The organism is Sneathiella sp. (assembly GCF_041689005.1).
Taxonomy (GTDB): Bacteria; Pseudomonadota; Alphaproteobacteria; order Sneathiellales; family Sneathiellaceae; genus Sneathiella.
Genome location: NZ_JBDNHC010000015.1, coordinates 19,125 through 33,789, shown reverse-complemented (window position 1 = coordinate 33,789; position 14,665 = coordinate 19,125). Strand labels below are relative to the sequence as shown.

Below are 14,665 nucleotides of genomic sequence, written 5' to 3'. Positions count from 1 at the left end.
GTTATATCAGATCCAGCGGCACTTTCAGGTATGAGACGTCATTGTCTTCGGCTTTTGGAAACTTTCCAGCCTGCATATTCACCTGTATCGAGGGGATTATCAGACCCGGCATTGACAGGGTCGCATCCCGCGCCCGCCGCATTTTGACAAACTCATCTTCACTGACGCCATCCCGAATATGAATATTGCCGGACTTTTGCCTGGCGACAGTGGTCTCCCAGGCGAACGGCCGGCCGTTGGGTCCGTAGTCATGACACATGAACAGCCGGGTCTCGTCCGGCAATGACAGGATTTTGTGAATGGAGCGGTAAAGCTCCCGCGCATCCCCACCAGGGAAATCGCAGCGCGCTGTCCCGTAATCGGGCATGAACAATGTATCCCCCACAAATACGGCATTACCGATTTTATAGGCAACACAGCCCGGTGTATGTCCGGGAACAAAAATGACATTGATGGTCATGCCGCCCACGTCAATTTTTTCATTGTCGGCAAACAAGTGCTGGAACTGGGACCCATCCTTCGGCATCTCATCACCGAAATTATAAATTTCTCCGAACCGGGACTGAACGGCGGTAACACCCGACCCGATTGCCAACAAACCGCCGAGTTTCTTCTGAAGATAAGGCGCTGCCGTCAAATGGTCTGCATGAACATGGGTCTCCAATATCCAGTCGACCTCCAGCTTTTCCGCCACGATAAAGTCAACAATGTCATCGGCGGCCATGGTTCCTGTCCGACCAGCGCTGTAGTCAAAGTCCAGAACGCTATCGATGACAACCGCCTTGCGACTTTGCGGATCGGAGACAACGTAGCTCACCGTATAGGTCGGTTTGTGAAAAAACGCCGTGACAACCGGATTCATCTATCTCTCCCTGATTCAAGGCACATATATAAACTGATTTTAGATAATTTCACCGCTTGTTGACAGGATAACTTTCCCCATCCAATCAAACTTCCGGAAATCCGGTGCCTTTTCCATTGTATCTGCAAAGTATTTTTCGTTACTGTGAAGCCTATACTAACAAGAATAAATGGGACACGTCATGACTTCATCGAACAAGGTTGCCATCGTCACCGGATCCGCCACGGGGGCCGGTGCCGCCATCGCCGTCGCACTCGCGAACAAGGGGTATAATGTCGTTATCAATTACACCAAGAGCCTGAAGGAAGCAGAGGAAACCCTCGCCGCCTGCGCCGCGGCAGGAGTGGAGACACTGCTGTTTCAGGGCGATGTCTCAAAAGATCAGGATTGTCGCGACATGGCCAAGGCAGCCATGGATAAATGGGGGCGCCTGGATGCCCTCGTGAATAATGCCGGGCGGACGAAATTTGTCGCCCATCATGACCTCGATGGGTTGTCGGCAGAGGATTTTCAAGAGATCTATGCCGTCAACACCATTGGACCTTTCCAGATGTCCCGCGCCGTTGCCCCCTACATGCGGGAAACCGGGAACGGCTCAATCGTCATGATTTCCTCCGTCGCCGGGACCCACGGAACGGGCTCCAGCATTGCCTATGTTGCCTCTAAGGGCGGTCTCAATTCGATGACCAAAGCCCTTGCCCGGACATTAGGACCGGAGATAAGGGTCAATGCCATCTGCCCCGGGTTTATTGAAACCCGCTGGCTTCTTGAGGGATACGGCGAAGATAAATACAATGCCTATAAAGAGAGCCTGATCAAGAAGGTTCCCCTGAAGAAAGTCGCCCAGCCCGAAGATATCGCCGAAACCGCCGTCTGGTTCGTAGAGGGGGCAGCCATGATCACCGGCGAGACGATCATTCTCGACGGCGGAATGCATCTCAGCCGCTAAGGCGCCAAATGCCTGCTATCGACGACGTTATAGCCCGCGCCCTTGGCTATCCGTATCCGAGACCGGACCACTCGTTCCTGTTTACGAACGGGGCCGCAGAGGTGCTTCCGTCCGGAACGCGTTTTGATGATCTCGTCCCGGTTCTCGCCTGCGGCTCAAACGGTGCCCCGGAGCAGCTATTCCGAAAATTCGGGGCTGCCGCCGAGAATCCTATTCCCGTCACCGCAGCCGTCCTGCAAGATATTTGCTGCACCTATTCGGCGCATTTTTCAGGCTACGGGTCCGTGGCGGCAGGTTTAAGTCTCGCGCCTGGGGCCCGCTCCTTCGTCCATATAACATGGCTTACCCCTGTGCAGCTCGAAAAGATGCACGAAAGCGAGGCTATCGGGGCCAACTACCGTTATGCCCGGCTTGATGGTGTCTCAATCGATTGCGCGGCACACGGACCGCTTGACAGTATCTACGCCTATATCAGTCGTCACGGCAGCCTTGTCCTGAAAGGAACACCCATTACTCTTGCGGGCATTAAATCTGAGGCCAACCCGTTTCCAGCCTATGACCAGCTTCAGATCCAGTCGGCATTACGCGACGGGATTGCGCCGGGCATGGACTTGCATGAATTTATCCGGGAGACGATTGACGACGCAGCGATCCGGGCCGAGAGAACAAAATATCTCCGCCGGAATACACAAAAATTTGACCATCCCGCCGTGACGACTATTCTTAAATAGCTGCGGCCGGGGATACCCTGTTCCTCTTTCAGGGTCTGTTAAGGTCTACAGGACGGACATGCAGTGACAACGAGGTAACTAGAGAATGACGCGGAATCTTAAAGCGCTGCTTGTCGGCGGCATCGGTGGTGGACTATTTTATGCCGCCGGGCTGCCACTCGCCTGGATGCTGGGATCGATGTGTTTTTCGACCATCGCCGCGCTGCGCGGTATTGATCTTACAGTTAATGACAGCCTGCGCAAATTCATGACGGCAATTCTCGGCGTCATGCTGGGAAGCGGCTTCACCCCAGACACTGTGAATGCCATCGGACGGTGGAGTGGCGGCGTCGTGCTGCTGGTTCTCAGTATCATTTTATCCATGTCCCTGGTCTATATTTTCTACCGTAAGGTCGGAAAATTCGATCCTGTCACCGCCTATTTTTCGGCCGCACCCGGCGGGCTCAACGTCATGTATGAAGTCGGAGAGGCCAAAGGCGGCAGCGGCCCGACTATCGCCCTGATCCATGCCTCACGCATTCTTATTCTGGTGATGACGGTGCCCATGTTTTTCCGCTATGTCGTTGGCGTCCCCGGCACGGCAAAAATGATTCCGATGTTTGGGTCGATCAACGAGCTAACCGGCGATGGCTGGCTGATTGTTGCCCTGATTATCGGCTACGGGGCCGGTTATCTATGCCGCCTCCCCGCCTATCACCTGATGGGTCCGCTGCTGGTAACTGCTCTTTTCCAGATTATCGGCATTACCGACGTCGCCCCGCCGATGGCGCTTGTCTATCTGTCGCAACTTGTAATCGGCACCGCCATAGGCGCGCGCTTCCTCGGCACCAAATTCCGCGACATCCGCCATGTCATTGGCTTAAGCATCATCTCGACCTTCATCATGGTCATGATTGCCACAATCTTTGGCTTGTTGTTTGCCGATGCCATCGGAGTCACAGTGGCCGGTGTCATCTTGGCGCTCAGTCCCGGCGGACTTGCCGAAATGTCTCTGGTCGCCCTTGCACTCGGCATTGATGTTGCCTTCGTGTCCATCATGCATGTTATTCGCATCAGCCTGATTATCGCAATCGTGCCGATTGTTCATTCAAGCTTCCAGCGGATGATAACGAGGCGGAAATGACCCCATCACCGCATCGCGGACCGCTCCACCCGGGGATAGACGAGCGCGAGCGTCACCGCCCTCGTGCCCATAAACAGCATCAAGGCTGCCCATAAGCCGTTGGTGCCCCAGATATCCCCGAAAACCTTCATGGCGATCATGTAAAAAATGAAGGAGATGATCATGCCGTTGCGCATTTCTTTGGATTGCACAGCCCCGATAAAGATGCCGTCCAACTGATAGGACCAGATCGAGATGAGCGGCGCCACGATAAGCCAGGGAAGATAGCCGTAAGCAACAGTTCTCACCTCGGGTATCCCGGTCAGCAGATCGATAATGGCCGTGCCGAAGACAAGATACACCAGTGAATACAGCCCGGCGACAACGAGCGCCCAGAAACTGCTGACATACACAATCTCCCGCAGCTTTTCTGGTTTTCGCGCGCCAATGGCGGTGCCGACGAGGCCCTCCGCCGCAAAGGCAAATCCATCTAGCCCGAAGGCGATGAACTGCATGAAATTCATTAGCACGGCAATCGCCGCAAGCGTGACATCGCCCTGCTTGGCCGCCTCCGCGGTGAAGTAGGAGAAGGCAAATATCAGCAAAATCGTGCGGATGAAAATGTCAAGATTGACCGCCAGCAACCGGCTAAGCTTGGCGAGGGCGAGAATGGCTGATTTCTGCCAGACACCGCCGAGCCGGGCCAGATGGCGCCGCGCGAGCAGGAGGCCAAGACCGACCGCCAGTGTCTCGGATATCGCCGTTGCGGCCGCGACCCCGCCGACGTCCCAGTCCAGCCCCATCACGAAAACAAGGTCAAGAATGACATTGAGGCCGTTCATGAAAATCTGGACCGTGAGGGCCGCCCGGGTTTCCCGAATGCCGATGAAAAATCCCATCAGCGCATAGTTAGCGAGAACAGCGGGCGCCCCCCAGACGCGAATGGAGAAATAGCGGCTTGCCCCGGCCTCAACAAGATCAGATCCATCGATCAGGAACATTGCGAGCCAAAGGACAACCCCCTGCGCAAGCAATATGAGAACCGATATCCCGAGTGACAGCAGCATCGCCCGGGCGAGTATCGCCCTGACCTCGTTCGCATCGCCCTCCCCGGCGGCTTGGGCGATGAACCCGGTCGTACCCATGCGTAAGAATCCGAACCCCCAGTAGAGGAAGCTGAAGATCAATGCGCCGATGGCAACGGAACCAATATAGTGCGGGTCCGGCAGATGCCCGACAACGGCTGTATCGACCGCGCCCAGCAGTGGTACGGATGAGTTGGACAGGATAATCGGCCAGGCCAGTCGCCAGGTCTCTCCGTGGCTCGGCCGCGAGAAAAAGCGGGACAGGGTCATCGATATCGACGCCATCAGATGCCTAAATAGTCCCTGATCCGGTATCCGATCATGGCGACCGGCACGAACCAGGGTGTCCCCCTGTAATAGAAACGACCGTCGAACGGCAGGCCATCGAAGGCGGTGTCCCCCTCCGCGTCGCCCAAGATCTTGAGCGCCGCCTTATGGCCGAGGTAACCGGACATTGCGACGCCCGAGCCGCAATATCCCATGGCATAGTGAATGCCGTCATGCTCCCCGATGGCCGGCAGGGCCGCGAAATCATAGGCAACCTTTCCGGACCAGACATGCGATACAGCCGTAGCGGCAAGCTGCGGAAATATCGACACCAGCGCCTTTTTGAGGGCTATCGCCTGTTGTTCCGGTGTTGCCTGAAAAATACTGGGCCGGGCGCCAAGCAGGACCCGCTTGCCATCCGGGGACGGACGGTAATAGCTCAGCATCTTGCGTGTATCGGTAATCATCCGTTTTGTGGGAAACAGGCTAGAAACCAGGTTTTCTGACAACTCCTCCGTTGCAATCATCGTACTACCAATCGGAATAATGCGCTTCTGTACGAAGGGAGAAAGCGCGCCGCTATATCCGTTTGTAGCCAGCAACAAATGCCGCCCAGCTATCTCCCCGCGCGCTGTCCCGACCATGAATCCGCCTTGGGACTTGGTAATTGTCTCGGCCCGAACCGGCGCGACAACGTTTGCCCCGGCACGGATCGCGGCGGTCGCCAGCCCCTTCGCATATTTCCCCGGATGCAGGCCGCCCGTATGATGCTGTCTCAATCCGCCGGTGTAGCAAGCGCTGTCGACATCTTCACCATACTCCCCGTTGGCAACCATCTCTTCGGGGATATTGAGGTATTTCTGCCGGACTTCAAAATCCCGTGTCATCCCCGCCAGGTCCTTGGCAAGAACGGCCGGATAGAATCGGCCGGTCAGTGCCAGATCACAGTCGATTTCCTCCTCTGTAATCCGGTCACGGATGAAGGCGACAGAGGCAAGCGCTTCCTTGTAAATGGCGCACCCCTTATCCGGGCCATACATATCAATCAGCCCGGAAAGACCAGGTTTCAGCATATTGCCGATCATCCCGCCGTTGCGGCTGCTCGCGCCATAGCCCGGCATTTCCGCCTCCAGCACTGTCACTGAGAGACCGCGCTTGGCCAGCGTCAGCGCCGCAGAAAGGCCGGTATAACCGCCGCCGACGATAACAACGTCAGAGGGGCTTTCCGGCATGTCGCCGATCTGCCCTTCTGGTCTCGCCGCCTCCCACCAGTAGGGCTCTTTGATCAAGTCGGTCGCGTGTTGGTTAACCATTTATTGTCCAATGATGCTATAACATTTAGAATATACAGAGCAGACCGGCCGCATTTCAGCAAGCGCAATTGATGCGGAATTGAAATTTTACCCCGGCGGACTTATCTGGAAAAGGTACAATGGATCGGAATTTGTTTTTGTGGCAAAAGATATTGAAAAACCGATACAGAAATCGACCAAGGATGACGTGGCCGAATTTCTGGAAAAAGTGGCATCTACTCCCGCACGCTCAACGTCGGGGAAAAATGGTCGCCTGATTTTTGCCATTGACGCCACCGCAAGCCGTCAGCCGACCTGGGATCGTGCCGCGCATCTCCAGCGGGAAATGTTTGAGGAAGCCGCCGCCATCGGCGGTCTCGAACTGCAGATCGCCTTTTTCCGCGGGTTCGGCGAATTCAGGGCAACCGCCTGGACGACGGACAGCCGGACATTGGCCCGCCCGATGTCAAAGGTCTATTGCCTCGGTGGCCAAACTCAAATCGGCAAGGTCCTTAAGCACGCGCTCAAGCAAACCAATAAAGACCCGATCAATGCCCTTGTCTATGTCGGCGACTGCATGGAGGAGGATGCGGATAAACTCTGTCATCTAGCCGGTCAGCTCGGGCTTCTGGGTGTGCCGGTCTTTGTGTTTCAGGAAGGACATGACACCCGCGCCGAACAATGCTTTCGACAAATTGCCAAACTGAGCGGCGGCGCCTACTGCCGGTTTGACAGCGCTAGCGCCGCAATGCTCCGGAATTTGCTACGGGCTGTCGCCGCCTATGCCGCGGGCGGACGGAAGGCGCTCCGCGACTTCAGTGAAAAGACCGGCGGAGAAACCCTTTTGCTCCTAAAGCAAGTCAGGTAGCACCCGGATGCTGGCTTATTTCATCATTGGCGCCGCCCTGCTTCTGGCTTTGGTCATTGGCGGACAGAGTCTTGCGGGTGCCGACCCCAAGAAACTGGTCAAGGCCCTTCGCATTACCGCCGTCGTTTTACTTGGTGCTGCGGCCGCTTTTTTCGCCCTGACGGGACGGTTCGTCTTTGCCCCGCCGCTTGCCCTCGCCGCCCTGTTTTTCTTCCGCGACAAACCTTTTTTTGGCGGCAGCAGGCCCTCACAGGGGCAAAAATCGGATGTGAAAACAAACTGGTTGCGGGCGACATTGAACCACGACACTGGGGACATGGATGGCGAAATTTTACAGGGGCGGTTTGCAGGGGAGAAATTATCCGCCCTGTCGCTGCAGCAGCTTCTCGATTTTCGCCGCGAGGCCGCTGCGGACGAGCAAACGGTCGCCATCCTCAATACCTTTCTTGAGCGGAACTTTTCGGAAGACCCAGCGTTCGAAGAGGGTGCCGGGACAGGCTCGAAGGAGCAGGAAACCAGAGCCCGCGCGACCGACGGTCCGATGTCGCGTCAGGAGGCTTTTAACATTCTGGAGCTTGAGAGCGACGCAACTACCGAAGAAATCAAGAAAGCCCATCGCCGATTGATGAAAAAATTCCATCCCGATCACAACGGGTCAGACTATATGGCCGCTAAACTCAACGAGGCAAAGGACTTCCTCCTCAAAACATAACAAATCAATGCTTGCCTTGGCGGCGGGCAAAATGTCATAAATTTCGCAACAAAATTCAGGAAAGCAATATTAGGCATGTCCCAAAAAGTTCGCAAAGCCGTGTTCCCTGTTGGTGGCCTAGGCACAAGATTTCTACCGGCGACCAAAGCCATGCCAAAGGAAATGCTGCCGGTTGTCGACAAGCCGCTCATCCAGTATGCGGTTGAAGAGGCCCGCGAGGCTGGAATTGAAGAATTCATTTTTGTGACCGGCCGCGGCAAGACAATCATCGAAGATCATTTCGACCGGTCCTATGAGCTGGAAAGCGTTTTGAATGAACGCTCTAAAGAAGGTTTGCTCGCCGAACTTCATGCCAGCGTCGCAGATGCCGGAACCGTCGCCTATATCCGCCAGCAGGAAGCGCTGGGCCTCGGCCATGCGGTCTGGTGCGCGAAACGCCTTGTCGGCAATGAGCCATTCGCCGTCATTCTCGCCGACGACCTGATCCTGGCGGACACGCCGTGCCTAGCCCAGATGACGGCGGCGCGGGAAAAGGCCGGCGGCGGAAACATGCTGGCGGTCATGGAAGTGCCGAATGCTCATACCTCCCGCTACGGCATCCTCAGCCCCGGCAAGGAAGACGGCAATCTTGTCGAAATACTTGGATTGGTAGAAAAGCCGGAACCGGCAAAAGCGCCGTCAAATCTCGCAGTTATCGGCCGCTATATTCTTGAGCCGAAGGTTTTTGACATTCTGGAGAACCAGAGCCGGGGCGCGGGAAATGAAATCCAGTTGACCGACGCGCTCTCCTCGCTTCTCGGCCATGATCCGTTTTTCGGCATGAAATTTGACGGTACCCGGTTCGATTGCGGTGACAAGATCGGCTTTCTCGAAGCAAATATCGCGTTCGCACTCAACCGCGAGGATATGCGGGACGATGTGAAAAATTTCATTTCAAAATTTGCCCGCGACTTTTAGGCAACGAGTTTCATTAAAGTAGGACGGAGTTTTTCGGAATGCATATTGCTGTCATTGGAACCGGGTATGTGGGGCTTGTCTCCGGAACCTGTTTCTCGGAGTTCGGTCACGAAGTCATCTGTATCGATACGGATAAAGAGAAAATCAAGAGCCTTAACAACGGTAAAGTTCCGATTTTCGAACCCGGCTTGCAGGCGATGATCGAAAAAAACGCGAAAGCCGGGCATCTTAAATTCGGCACTGATCTGAAAGAAGCCGTTGCCAATGCGGACGCCGTCTTCATCGCCGTCGGCACGCCGAGCCGACGCGGGGACGGCCGCGCCGACCTCACCTATGTCTATGCAGCCGCCAAGGAAATTGCGGCGGCGCTAAATGGCTATACGGTAATTGTCACAAAATCCACTGTGCCCGTGGGAACCGGCCGTGAGGTTGGCCGAATTGTGCAGGAGGCTAATCCATCTGCCGAATTTGATGTGGTCTCCAACCCCGAGTTCCTGCGCGAAGGCGCGGCGATAGAGGATTTCATGCGCCCGGACCGCGTGGTTGTCGGCACCACGGAAAAGCGCGCGCAGGATGTGATGTCGGCCATATACCGGCCGTTATCCCTGTCCCGGACGCCGCTTGTCTTTACCAGCATTGAAAGCTCGGAACTCACGAAATACGCAGGCAATGCGTTCCTGGCGACCAAGATCACCTTTATCAATGAAATTGCCGACCTTTGCGAAAAGGTGGGCGCCAATGTCCATGACGTGGCTCGCGGGATCGGGCTCGATGGCCGGATCGGCAGCAAGTTTCTGCATGCCGGACCGGGCTTTGGCGGCTCCTGCTTTCCAAAGGACACCCGCGCTTTGTTTGAGACTTCCTCCGATGTCGGCGCACCGCTCAAGATTGTCGAGGCTGTCATTAATATTAACGAAACGCGCAAACGGCAAATGGCGGCCCGGATTACGGAGGCCTGTGGTGGGTCAGTCGCGGGCAAGATAATTGCCGTTCTCGGGCTGACTTTCAAGCCCAATACGGACGATATGCGTGAAAGCCCCAGCCTTGATATCCTGCCTGCGCTTATTACGGCCGGGGCAACGGTCCGCGCCTATGATCCGGAAGGCATGGATGAGGCCCGTCCCCTCCTCGACGGTGTCGAATTTTGCCAGAATTCCTATGGGACGCTGGAAAATGCAGATGCTTTGGTCATCATCACTGAATGGAATGAGTTCCGCGCCCTCGACCTTACACGTGTTAAATCGCTTATGAAAACACCGGTGATGGTCGATTTACGCAATATTTACGATCCGGCTGATATGACGGACAAGGGCTTCGCCTATACCAGTATCGGCCGCCCGATATAATATCCGCCAACACGGACAGGAAAGTGACGCCACCATGAACGGTCATCAGTTTAATCCGACAATTCTGCGAGAATATGATATCCGGGGAATCATTGATGAAACCTTGTTTGAGGCCGACGCCGAGGCGATAGGCCGGGCATTCGGGACGCTGCTTTCGCAACAGGGCCACAGCAATGTCGCCGTTGGCTATGATGGCCGCGAGACTTCCCCCGTCCTCAAGTCGGCGTTGGTTCGTGGGCTCACGGCCACCGGTATTGATGTATTCGATATTGGCATGGGGCCAACGCCAATGCTCTACTATTCGACTTACGCGCTGGAAGCAGGCGGTGGTATCATGATCACCGGGTCGCATAATCCGCCGAACCATAACGGTTTCAAAATGATGCTGGGCGGCAAGTCCTTTTACGGTGATCAAATCCAGGAGCTGGGAAAACTCAGTGCCAAGGGCCCCTTCGCCGAAGGAGAGGGCAAGGTTATCGACAAGCCGACGAGAACCGACTATGTCACCCGTATTCTGAAGGATTTCAATGCGGGACGGGATCTATCCGTTGTCTGGGACTGTGGGAACGGCGTCACCGGCGAGACCTTGCGGCAAGTCGTCGCCAAACTGCCCGGTCGGCATCTACTGCTTTTTGACGAGATCGACGGCACCTTTCCCAACCACCATCCGGACCCGACGGTCGCCGAAAACCTGAGCGATTTAATCCACACCGTTACCGGGACCGGGGCCGATCTCGGGATCGCCTTCGATGGGGATGGCGACCGGATCGGCGTTGTCGACGGGATCGGCCGCATCCTCTGGGGCGACCAGTTGCTCGCCATATTGTCCCGGGAAGTGCTGAAAAACCACCCCGGCGCACCCATCATTGCCGACGTGAAAGCAAGCCAGATTCTATTCGATGAAGTGGCAAAGCTCGGCGGAAAGCCTATCATGTGGCGGACCGGTCATTCGCTGATAAAATCGAAAATGCAGGAAGTGAATGCTCCGTTGGCAGGCGAGATGAGCGGACATATTTTTTATAACGATCATTATTACGGCTTTGATGACGCCCTCTATGTCGCCCTGCGGCTTCTCAACATTCTTGGTGCAAGTGGACAGACGCTTGAGAACATGCGCGACGAGCTTCCAGAGATGATCAATACACCTGAACTCAGGTTTGCCTGCCCGGACGAGGAGAAATTCGATGCGGTCACCCGTATACAGAATACTCTGGCCGATGAGGGGGCCGATTTTTCCGATATCGATGGCGTACGCGTGAATACCGAGGATGGCTGGTGGCTGCTACGCGCGTCCAACACCCAGGCGGTGCTGGTGGCAAGATGCGAAGCGAAAGACGATGCCGGGCTCGCGCGGCTTAAATCCCAACTCCAGAGCGCTTTGAAAAAAGCCGGGGTCGACGCCCCGATATTCTAGGGCAGCGAGAATCAAAAGAGCCGGACCCGTTAAGGTCCGGCTTTTTCGCCATATACATCACGAAGCCTACTCTACGCCACGCGCTTCATTGACGCATGTATATGGGACTAACTCATTTTTCCCTTTTTCGGTTTCTTCATCCCCATCCAGGCCTCACCGGAGGCCATAACACAGGTGGCGCCGTCGGGCTGGGTTATGACAATCGTCCAGGTCACACCATCCGGACTGGAGAAAACTTCCAGTACACTTCCATTGGCGGCGAGCCCCGCAGCAACCGGCGCTTCCTCGAATTTTCCGCTGAGATGCTTGATGAGCGCGGTGCGGTCAAAACAGACATTCTTTCCGGCATCCACCGTCCCCGATGACAATAGCGTCACCGCGAAAAGCAAAGCTGCAACCGCAAATGATAAGACTGAGCGCATGCCGAAATATCGACGGGGCAAATACCTGCTATGGTTAACCAATTTCAACATACGCTCCTCCTTTTCGCATCTGCGTTTCCCGTACAGCCTAATTGGCCGGAAACCGAAACGATCACGATGAAAAAAAATATAAGGAGTAATAGTTAATTTTCGATATACAACATCCAAAAATGGCCCACCATGCAAGTTCCGGTACCCGACTCACCCGGCATTCACCAGTAATTGCCAGCCCAGACCGGTTACGAGCGATCCCGAGATGCCGAGAAACAGGTAGGTCGCAAAAATCTGTTTCTTTACCAAGCCAAAAACAGCAATCGCGGCCGGGATTGACGAGACGGCACCCGCGGTCATAAAGGCCATGGCGGCCCCTTGTGACATCCCGAGGTCAAGTAAACCACTGATCAGGGGAATGGCGGCGTAACTGTTGAGATAGCTCGGAATTCCAATCAGAACGGCCAGCGGTATGGCGAACAGATTGTCCTGCCCGACCAGAGTCTCGACGAAATCCGTCGGGATATAAGTTACCATCAGGGCCTCCAGCAAGAAGGCAAGCACCAACCAGCGACCGATCAGCCAGCCGTTGGCAAGGCCTGCGGTTACAAATTGCTGGCGGCGGTCCGCCGATTTCCAGAATTGCCAATGCACCGTGACCGGTGCCGACAAATCTAGTGTGGCGCGGCACCCTTTCAACGTGGATTTAAGGGGATCACGGGCCCATCCGCGCTGCTGTAACATCAATATGGAGAAGCCGGCGAATAAACCGAGGATGACCGCGATTGCCGCCTTTCCAACCGCAAAATCTGTACCAATACCGACCGACGTCAAAATAAAAACTTCGGGGTCCATGATCGGGGAGGCTATCCAGAATGCCATAACCGGCGCCAGAGGGACCCCTGCCGTCAGGAGGGAGGCGACCAGCGGGATCACCCCGCAAGAACAAAAGGGAGAGAGAGCACCGACCAGTGAAGCCGCGACAACCGCTGAAACCGGGGATCCAGAAAATGCCTTGGCAATGAGACCATCCGCGCCCGAGGCGGTGACATAGGCCGCAAGACCGACGGCGATCACGAAAAACGGCGCCATGCCCAGCAGGGCATCACCAAAAAAGTCGAGAACGGGAAGAACGTTGGCAGGATCAATCAGGAGCAGCGCCAGAAGGATCAGCAAGGCGGCCAGTACGACCCGGTCTGTGAGCAGGTGCCAGAGACCGGAGCGGGTGCGCGTTAAGGTATGCAGGGCTTCTTCTAAGGACATATCGTTATTTCCAGAAATATAGAATTATAAAAGGAATATACATCTATGGAAAAAAAGTTCAAGCATATATTTCGATAATTATCGAATTAATGCGCACCCGCCCTGTTTAGCGGCGGTCGGGTGCGATCTTTTTTGCCTGCGGATCGATCCCGAGGCAGCATTTGTCGGTGAGCAGCGCGACCAGATCGGACAGCTTGTCATAATTGGCAAAACAGCGCAGGACACGGGATTGCCGTTCCTGCTGAATGAGACCGCCACCGACGAGATGGGAGATATGATGTGACAGGGTTGAGGCCGGTATGTCCAGAAGCGTTTGAATATCGCCAACCGATAGGCCCTCACTGCCCGCCTGAACAAGATATTGCACTATTCTGAGGCGGACCGGATGCCCAAGCTTTGCAAGGGCGGTAGCGGCTTCGTCAGTCTCCATCATTTTTATGCGAACCTCGACCACCGGGGCGGCATCAGAGCTTTTCGACTTTGTCATCCAGTCCCGGCAGATTAAGCGCCTTGATCAGGTGGCGCAACTCATGGCGGGCGGCGACATGACTCATCGACATCTTGACCCCGACGTCCTTCTTGTTCAGGTCCAGCATCGTCAGGCCTTTGAGAAACAGCTCACGAAAAATAACCCGTTCGCCGAATCCGGCCGCCGCGCGAAAAGATATCCGCGACGCCAGCTTGGCTAGTATTTTCTCGATATGCCGTTTGTTATGGGCATCCGTATGCGACAGGCGGTTGCGCATGACAACCCAGTCGATCTTGTGTTTGTCGATCAGGGCGCGCCGCTTGCGCTGCTCCCAGACCATTTCGCTGTACCAGCTTGGACGCTCGATTTCCATGCTGGTTGCGTTCACCGTTGCCAGCAGGTCAAGGTCGATGAAACTATCATTCATGGGCGTCAGCAGCGTATCGGCAAAGGAATGACCGAGTTTGGAGATAAAGCTGTCTGCACCCGGGCAATCGACGACGACAAAATTATTGGCATAGACAAGTTCCTGAAGCGCCGCGACGAAACGGGCGCGCTCATCACTCTGTGCCTCATCCATGTTCTTTTTCGGGCTCGGTTCAATTACCTTCAGCGACGGCATTGGCAATTTGAGCTTTTTCCTGGCGATGAAATTCTCGCGATTCTCGATATAGCGCCCCAACGTCTTCTGCTGGCCGTCAAGGTCAATCGCCCCGACTTTAAAGCCGAGGGTCAGCAGCGAAACGATGACATGCATGGCCGTGGTAGATTTGCCCGATCCGCCCTTGGCATTGCCGACAACGATGATATGCGCCCGCGTCGGCTGCTCCGCCGCATCGGGTTTTGTTTTTTCTACGGTTACTGTCACGTTTGACACGTTCTTTCGCTCCACGTAATTCTCATCGTCGCAATTGATATATCACGATATCAGGCCC

15 protein-coding genes are annotated in these 14,665 nt (G+C 55.4%); 8 read left to right on the top strand and 7 right to left on the bottom strand.

Annotated features, from left to right (window positions below; all coding sequences use genetic code 11):
• Position 1: 1 nt before the first annotated feature.
• Positions 2-862 carry an MBL fold metallo-hydrolase gene (locus ACESNI_RS01855; protein ID WP_373084440.1) on the bottom strand — a complete coding sequence of 287 codons (861 nt, stop codon included), beginning with the start codon at positions 860-862 and terminating at the stop codon, positions 2-4.
• Positions 863-1,043: 181 nt separating this feature from the next.
• Between ACESNI_RS01855 and ACESNI_RS01850 the strand changes: the two genes are divergently transcribed.
• The 3 genes from ACESNI_RS01850 to ACESNI_RS01840 all read left to right on the top strand — a co-directional run bounded on the left by ACESNI_RS01850 (position 1,044) and on the right by ACESNI_RS01840 (position 3,665).
• Positions 1,044-1,811, top strand: coding sequence for an SDR family NAD(P)-dependent oxidoreductase (locus ACESNI_RS01850; RefSeq protein WP_373084437.1), 768 nt, complete (start codon positions 1,044-1,046; stop codon positions 1,809-1,811).
• Positions 1,812-1,819: 8 nt separating this feature from the next.
• Positions 1,820-2,542 carry a hypothetical protein gene (locus tag ACESNI_RS01845; protein ID WP_373084435.1) on the top strand — a complete coding sequence of 241 codons (723 nt, stop codon included), beginning with the start codon at positions 1,820-1,822 and terminating at the stop codon, positions 2,540-2,542.
• An 85-nt stretch (positions 2,543-2,627) separates the two neighbouring features.
• On the top strand, positions 2,628-3,665 hold the full coding sequence (locus ACESNI_RS01840; RefSeq protein WP_373084432.1) for an AbrB family transcriptional regulator: 1,038 nt from the start codon (positions 2,628-2,630) through the stop codon (positions 3,663-3,665).
• Positions 3,666-3,670: 5 nt separating this feature from the next.
• On the opposite strand, the gene ACESNI_RS01835 is transcribed toward ACESNI_RS01840, so the two are convergent.
• Positions 3,671-5,014: an MATE family efflux transporter gene (locus tag ACESNI_RS01835; RefSeq protein ID WP_373084430.1), complete on the bottom strand. Its 1,344-nt coding sequence runs from the start codon at positions 5,012-5,014 to the stop codon at positions 3,671-3,673.
• On the bottom strand, positions 5,014-6,309 hold the full coding sequence (locus ACESNI_RS01830) for an NAD(P)/FAD-dependent oxidoreductase (RefSeq protein ID WP_373084428.1): 1,296 nt from the start codon (positions 6,307-6,309) through the stop codon (positions 5,014-5,016). The genes ACESNI_RS01835 and ACESNI_RS01830 overlap by 1 nt, the downstream gene beginning before the upstream one ends.
• A gap of 139 nt (positions 6,310-6,448) precedes the next feature.
• On the opposite strand from ACESNI_RS01830, the gene ACESNI_RS01825 reads away from it, so the two are divergent.
• From ACESNI_RS01825 to pgmG, 5 genes are all read left to right on the top strand, one after another.
• A complete protein-coding gene (locus ACESNI_RS01825) occupies positions 6,449-7,156 on the top strand; it encodes a VWA domain-containing protein (RefSeq protein ID WP_373084426.1) in 708 nt (235 codons plus the stop codon).
• A gap of 7 nt (positions 7,157-7,163) precedes the next feature.
• Positions 7,164-7,868, top strand: a complete 705-nt coding sequence (locus tag ACESNI_RS01820) for a DnaJ domain-containing protein (protein WP_373084424.1) — start codon at positions 7,164-7,166, stop codon at positions 7,866-7,868.
• A 75-nt stretch (positions 7,869-7,943) separates the two neighbouring features.
• Positions 7,944-8,825, top strand: coding sequence for a UTP--glucose-1-phosphate uridylyltransferase GalU (galU, locus tag ACESNI_RS01815; RefSeq protein WP_373084422.1), 882 nt, complete (start codon positions 7,944-7,946; stop codon positions 8,823-8,825).
• Between the two features lie 38 nt (positions 8,826-8,863).
• A complete protein-coding gene (locus ACESNI_RS01810) occupies positions 8,864-10,171 on the top strand; it encodes a UDP-glucose/GDP-mannose dehydrogenase family protein (protein ID WP_373084421.1) in 1,308 nt (435 codons plus the stop codon).
• A gap of 34 nt (positions 10,172-10,205) precedes the next feature.
• The gene (gene pgmG / locus ACESNI_RS01805; protein ID WP_373084419.1) at positions 10,206-11,585 is read left to right on the top strand and encodes a phosphoglucomutase/phosphomannomutase PgmG; all 1,380 of its coding nucleotides are present in this window, start codon (positions 10,206-10,208) and stop codon (positions 11,583-11,585) included.
• 107 nt (positions 11,586-11,692) lie between these two features.
• Here the strand turns inward: pgmG and ACESNI_RS01800 are convergent, their stop codons facing one another.
• From ACESNI_RS01800 to ACESNI_RS01785, 4 genes are all read right to left on the bottom strand, one after another.
• Positions 11,693-12,058, bottom strand: coding sequence for a hypothetical protein (locus tag ACESNI_RS01800; protein WP_373084416.1), 366 nt, complete (start codon positions 12,056-12,058; stop codon positions 11,693-11,695).
• Positions 12,059-12,208: 150 nt separating this feature from the next.
• Complete coding sequence (locus ACESNI_RS01795) at positions 12,209-13,261, bottom strand: permease (RefSeq protein ID WP_373084414.1); 1,053 nt, start codon at positions 13,259-13,261, stop codon at positions 12,209-12,211.
• A 106-nt stretch (positions 13,262-13,367) separates the two neighbouring features.
• Entirely contained in the window at positions 13,368-13,691 is a 324-nt protein-coding gene (locus ACESNI_RS01790) for an ArsR/SmtB family transcription factor (protein ID WP_373084467.1), read from the bottom strand.
• 34 nt (positions 13,692-13,725) lie between these two features.
• Entirely contained in the window at positions 13,726-14,607 is an 882-nt protein-coding gene (locus tag ACESNI_RS01785) for a division plane positioning ATPase MipZ (protein WP_373084412.1), read from the bottom strand.
• Between the last annotated feature and the right edge of the window lie 58 nt (positions 14,608-14,665).

Coding starts and splice junctions, on each gene's coding strand:
- ACESNI_RS01840 (WP_373084432.1), top strand. CDS start 2,628: ATGACGCGGAATCTTAAAGCGCTGCTTGTCGGCGGCATCGGTGGTGGA.
- galU (WP_373084422.1), top strand. CDS start 7,944: ATGTCCCAAAAAGTTCGCAAAGCCGTGTTCCCTGTTGGTGGCCTAGGC.
- ACESNI_RS01820 (WP_373084424.1), top strand. CDS start 7,164: ATGCTGGCTTATTTCATCATTGGCGCCGCCCTGCTTCTGGCTTTGGTC.
- ACESNI_RS01845 (WP_373084435.1), top strand. CDS start 1,820: ATGCCTGCTATCGACGACGTTATAGCCCGCGCCCTTGGCTATCCGTAT.
- pgmG (WP_373084419.1), top strand. CDS start 10,206: ATGAACGGTCATCAGTTTAATCCGACAATTCTGCGAGAATATGATATC.
- ACESNI_RS01800 (WP_373084416.1), bottom strand. CDS start 12,058: ATGTTGAAATTGGTTAACCATAGCAGGTATTTGCCCCGTCGATATTTC.
- ACESNI_RS01830 (WP_373084428.1), bottom strand. CDS start 6,309: ATGGTTAACCAACACGCGACCGACTTGATCAAAGAGCCCTACTGGTGG.
- ACESNI_RS01835 (WP_373084430.1), bottom strand. CDS start 5,014: ATGGCGTCGATATCGATGACCCTGTCCCGCTTTTTCTCGCGGCCGAGC.
- ACESNI_RS01855 (WP_373084440.1), bottom strand. CDS start 862: ATGAATCCGGTTGTCACGGCGTTTTTTCACAAACCGACCTATACGGTG.
- ACESNI_RS01790 (WP_373084467.1), bottom strand. CDS start 13,691: ATGGAGACTGACGAAGCCGCTACCGCCCTTGCAAAGCTTGGGCATCCG.
- ACESNI_RS01850 (WP_373084437.1), top strand. CDS start 1,044: ATGACTTCATCGAACAAGGTTGCCATCGTCACCGGATCCGCCACGGGG.
- ACESNI_RS01810 (WP_373084421.1), top strand. CDS start 8,864: ATGCATATTGCTGTCATTGGAACCGGGTATGTGGGGCTTGTCTCCGGA.
- ACESNI_RS01795 (WP_373084414.1), bottom strand. CDS start 13,261: ATGTCCTTAGAAGAAGCCCTGCATACCTTAACGCGCACCCGCTCCGGT.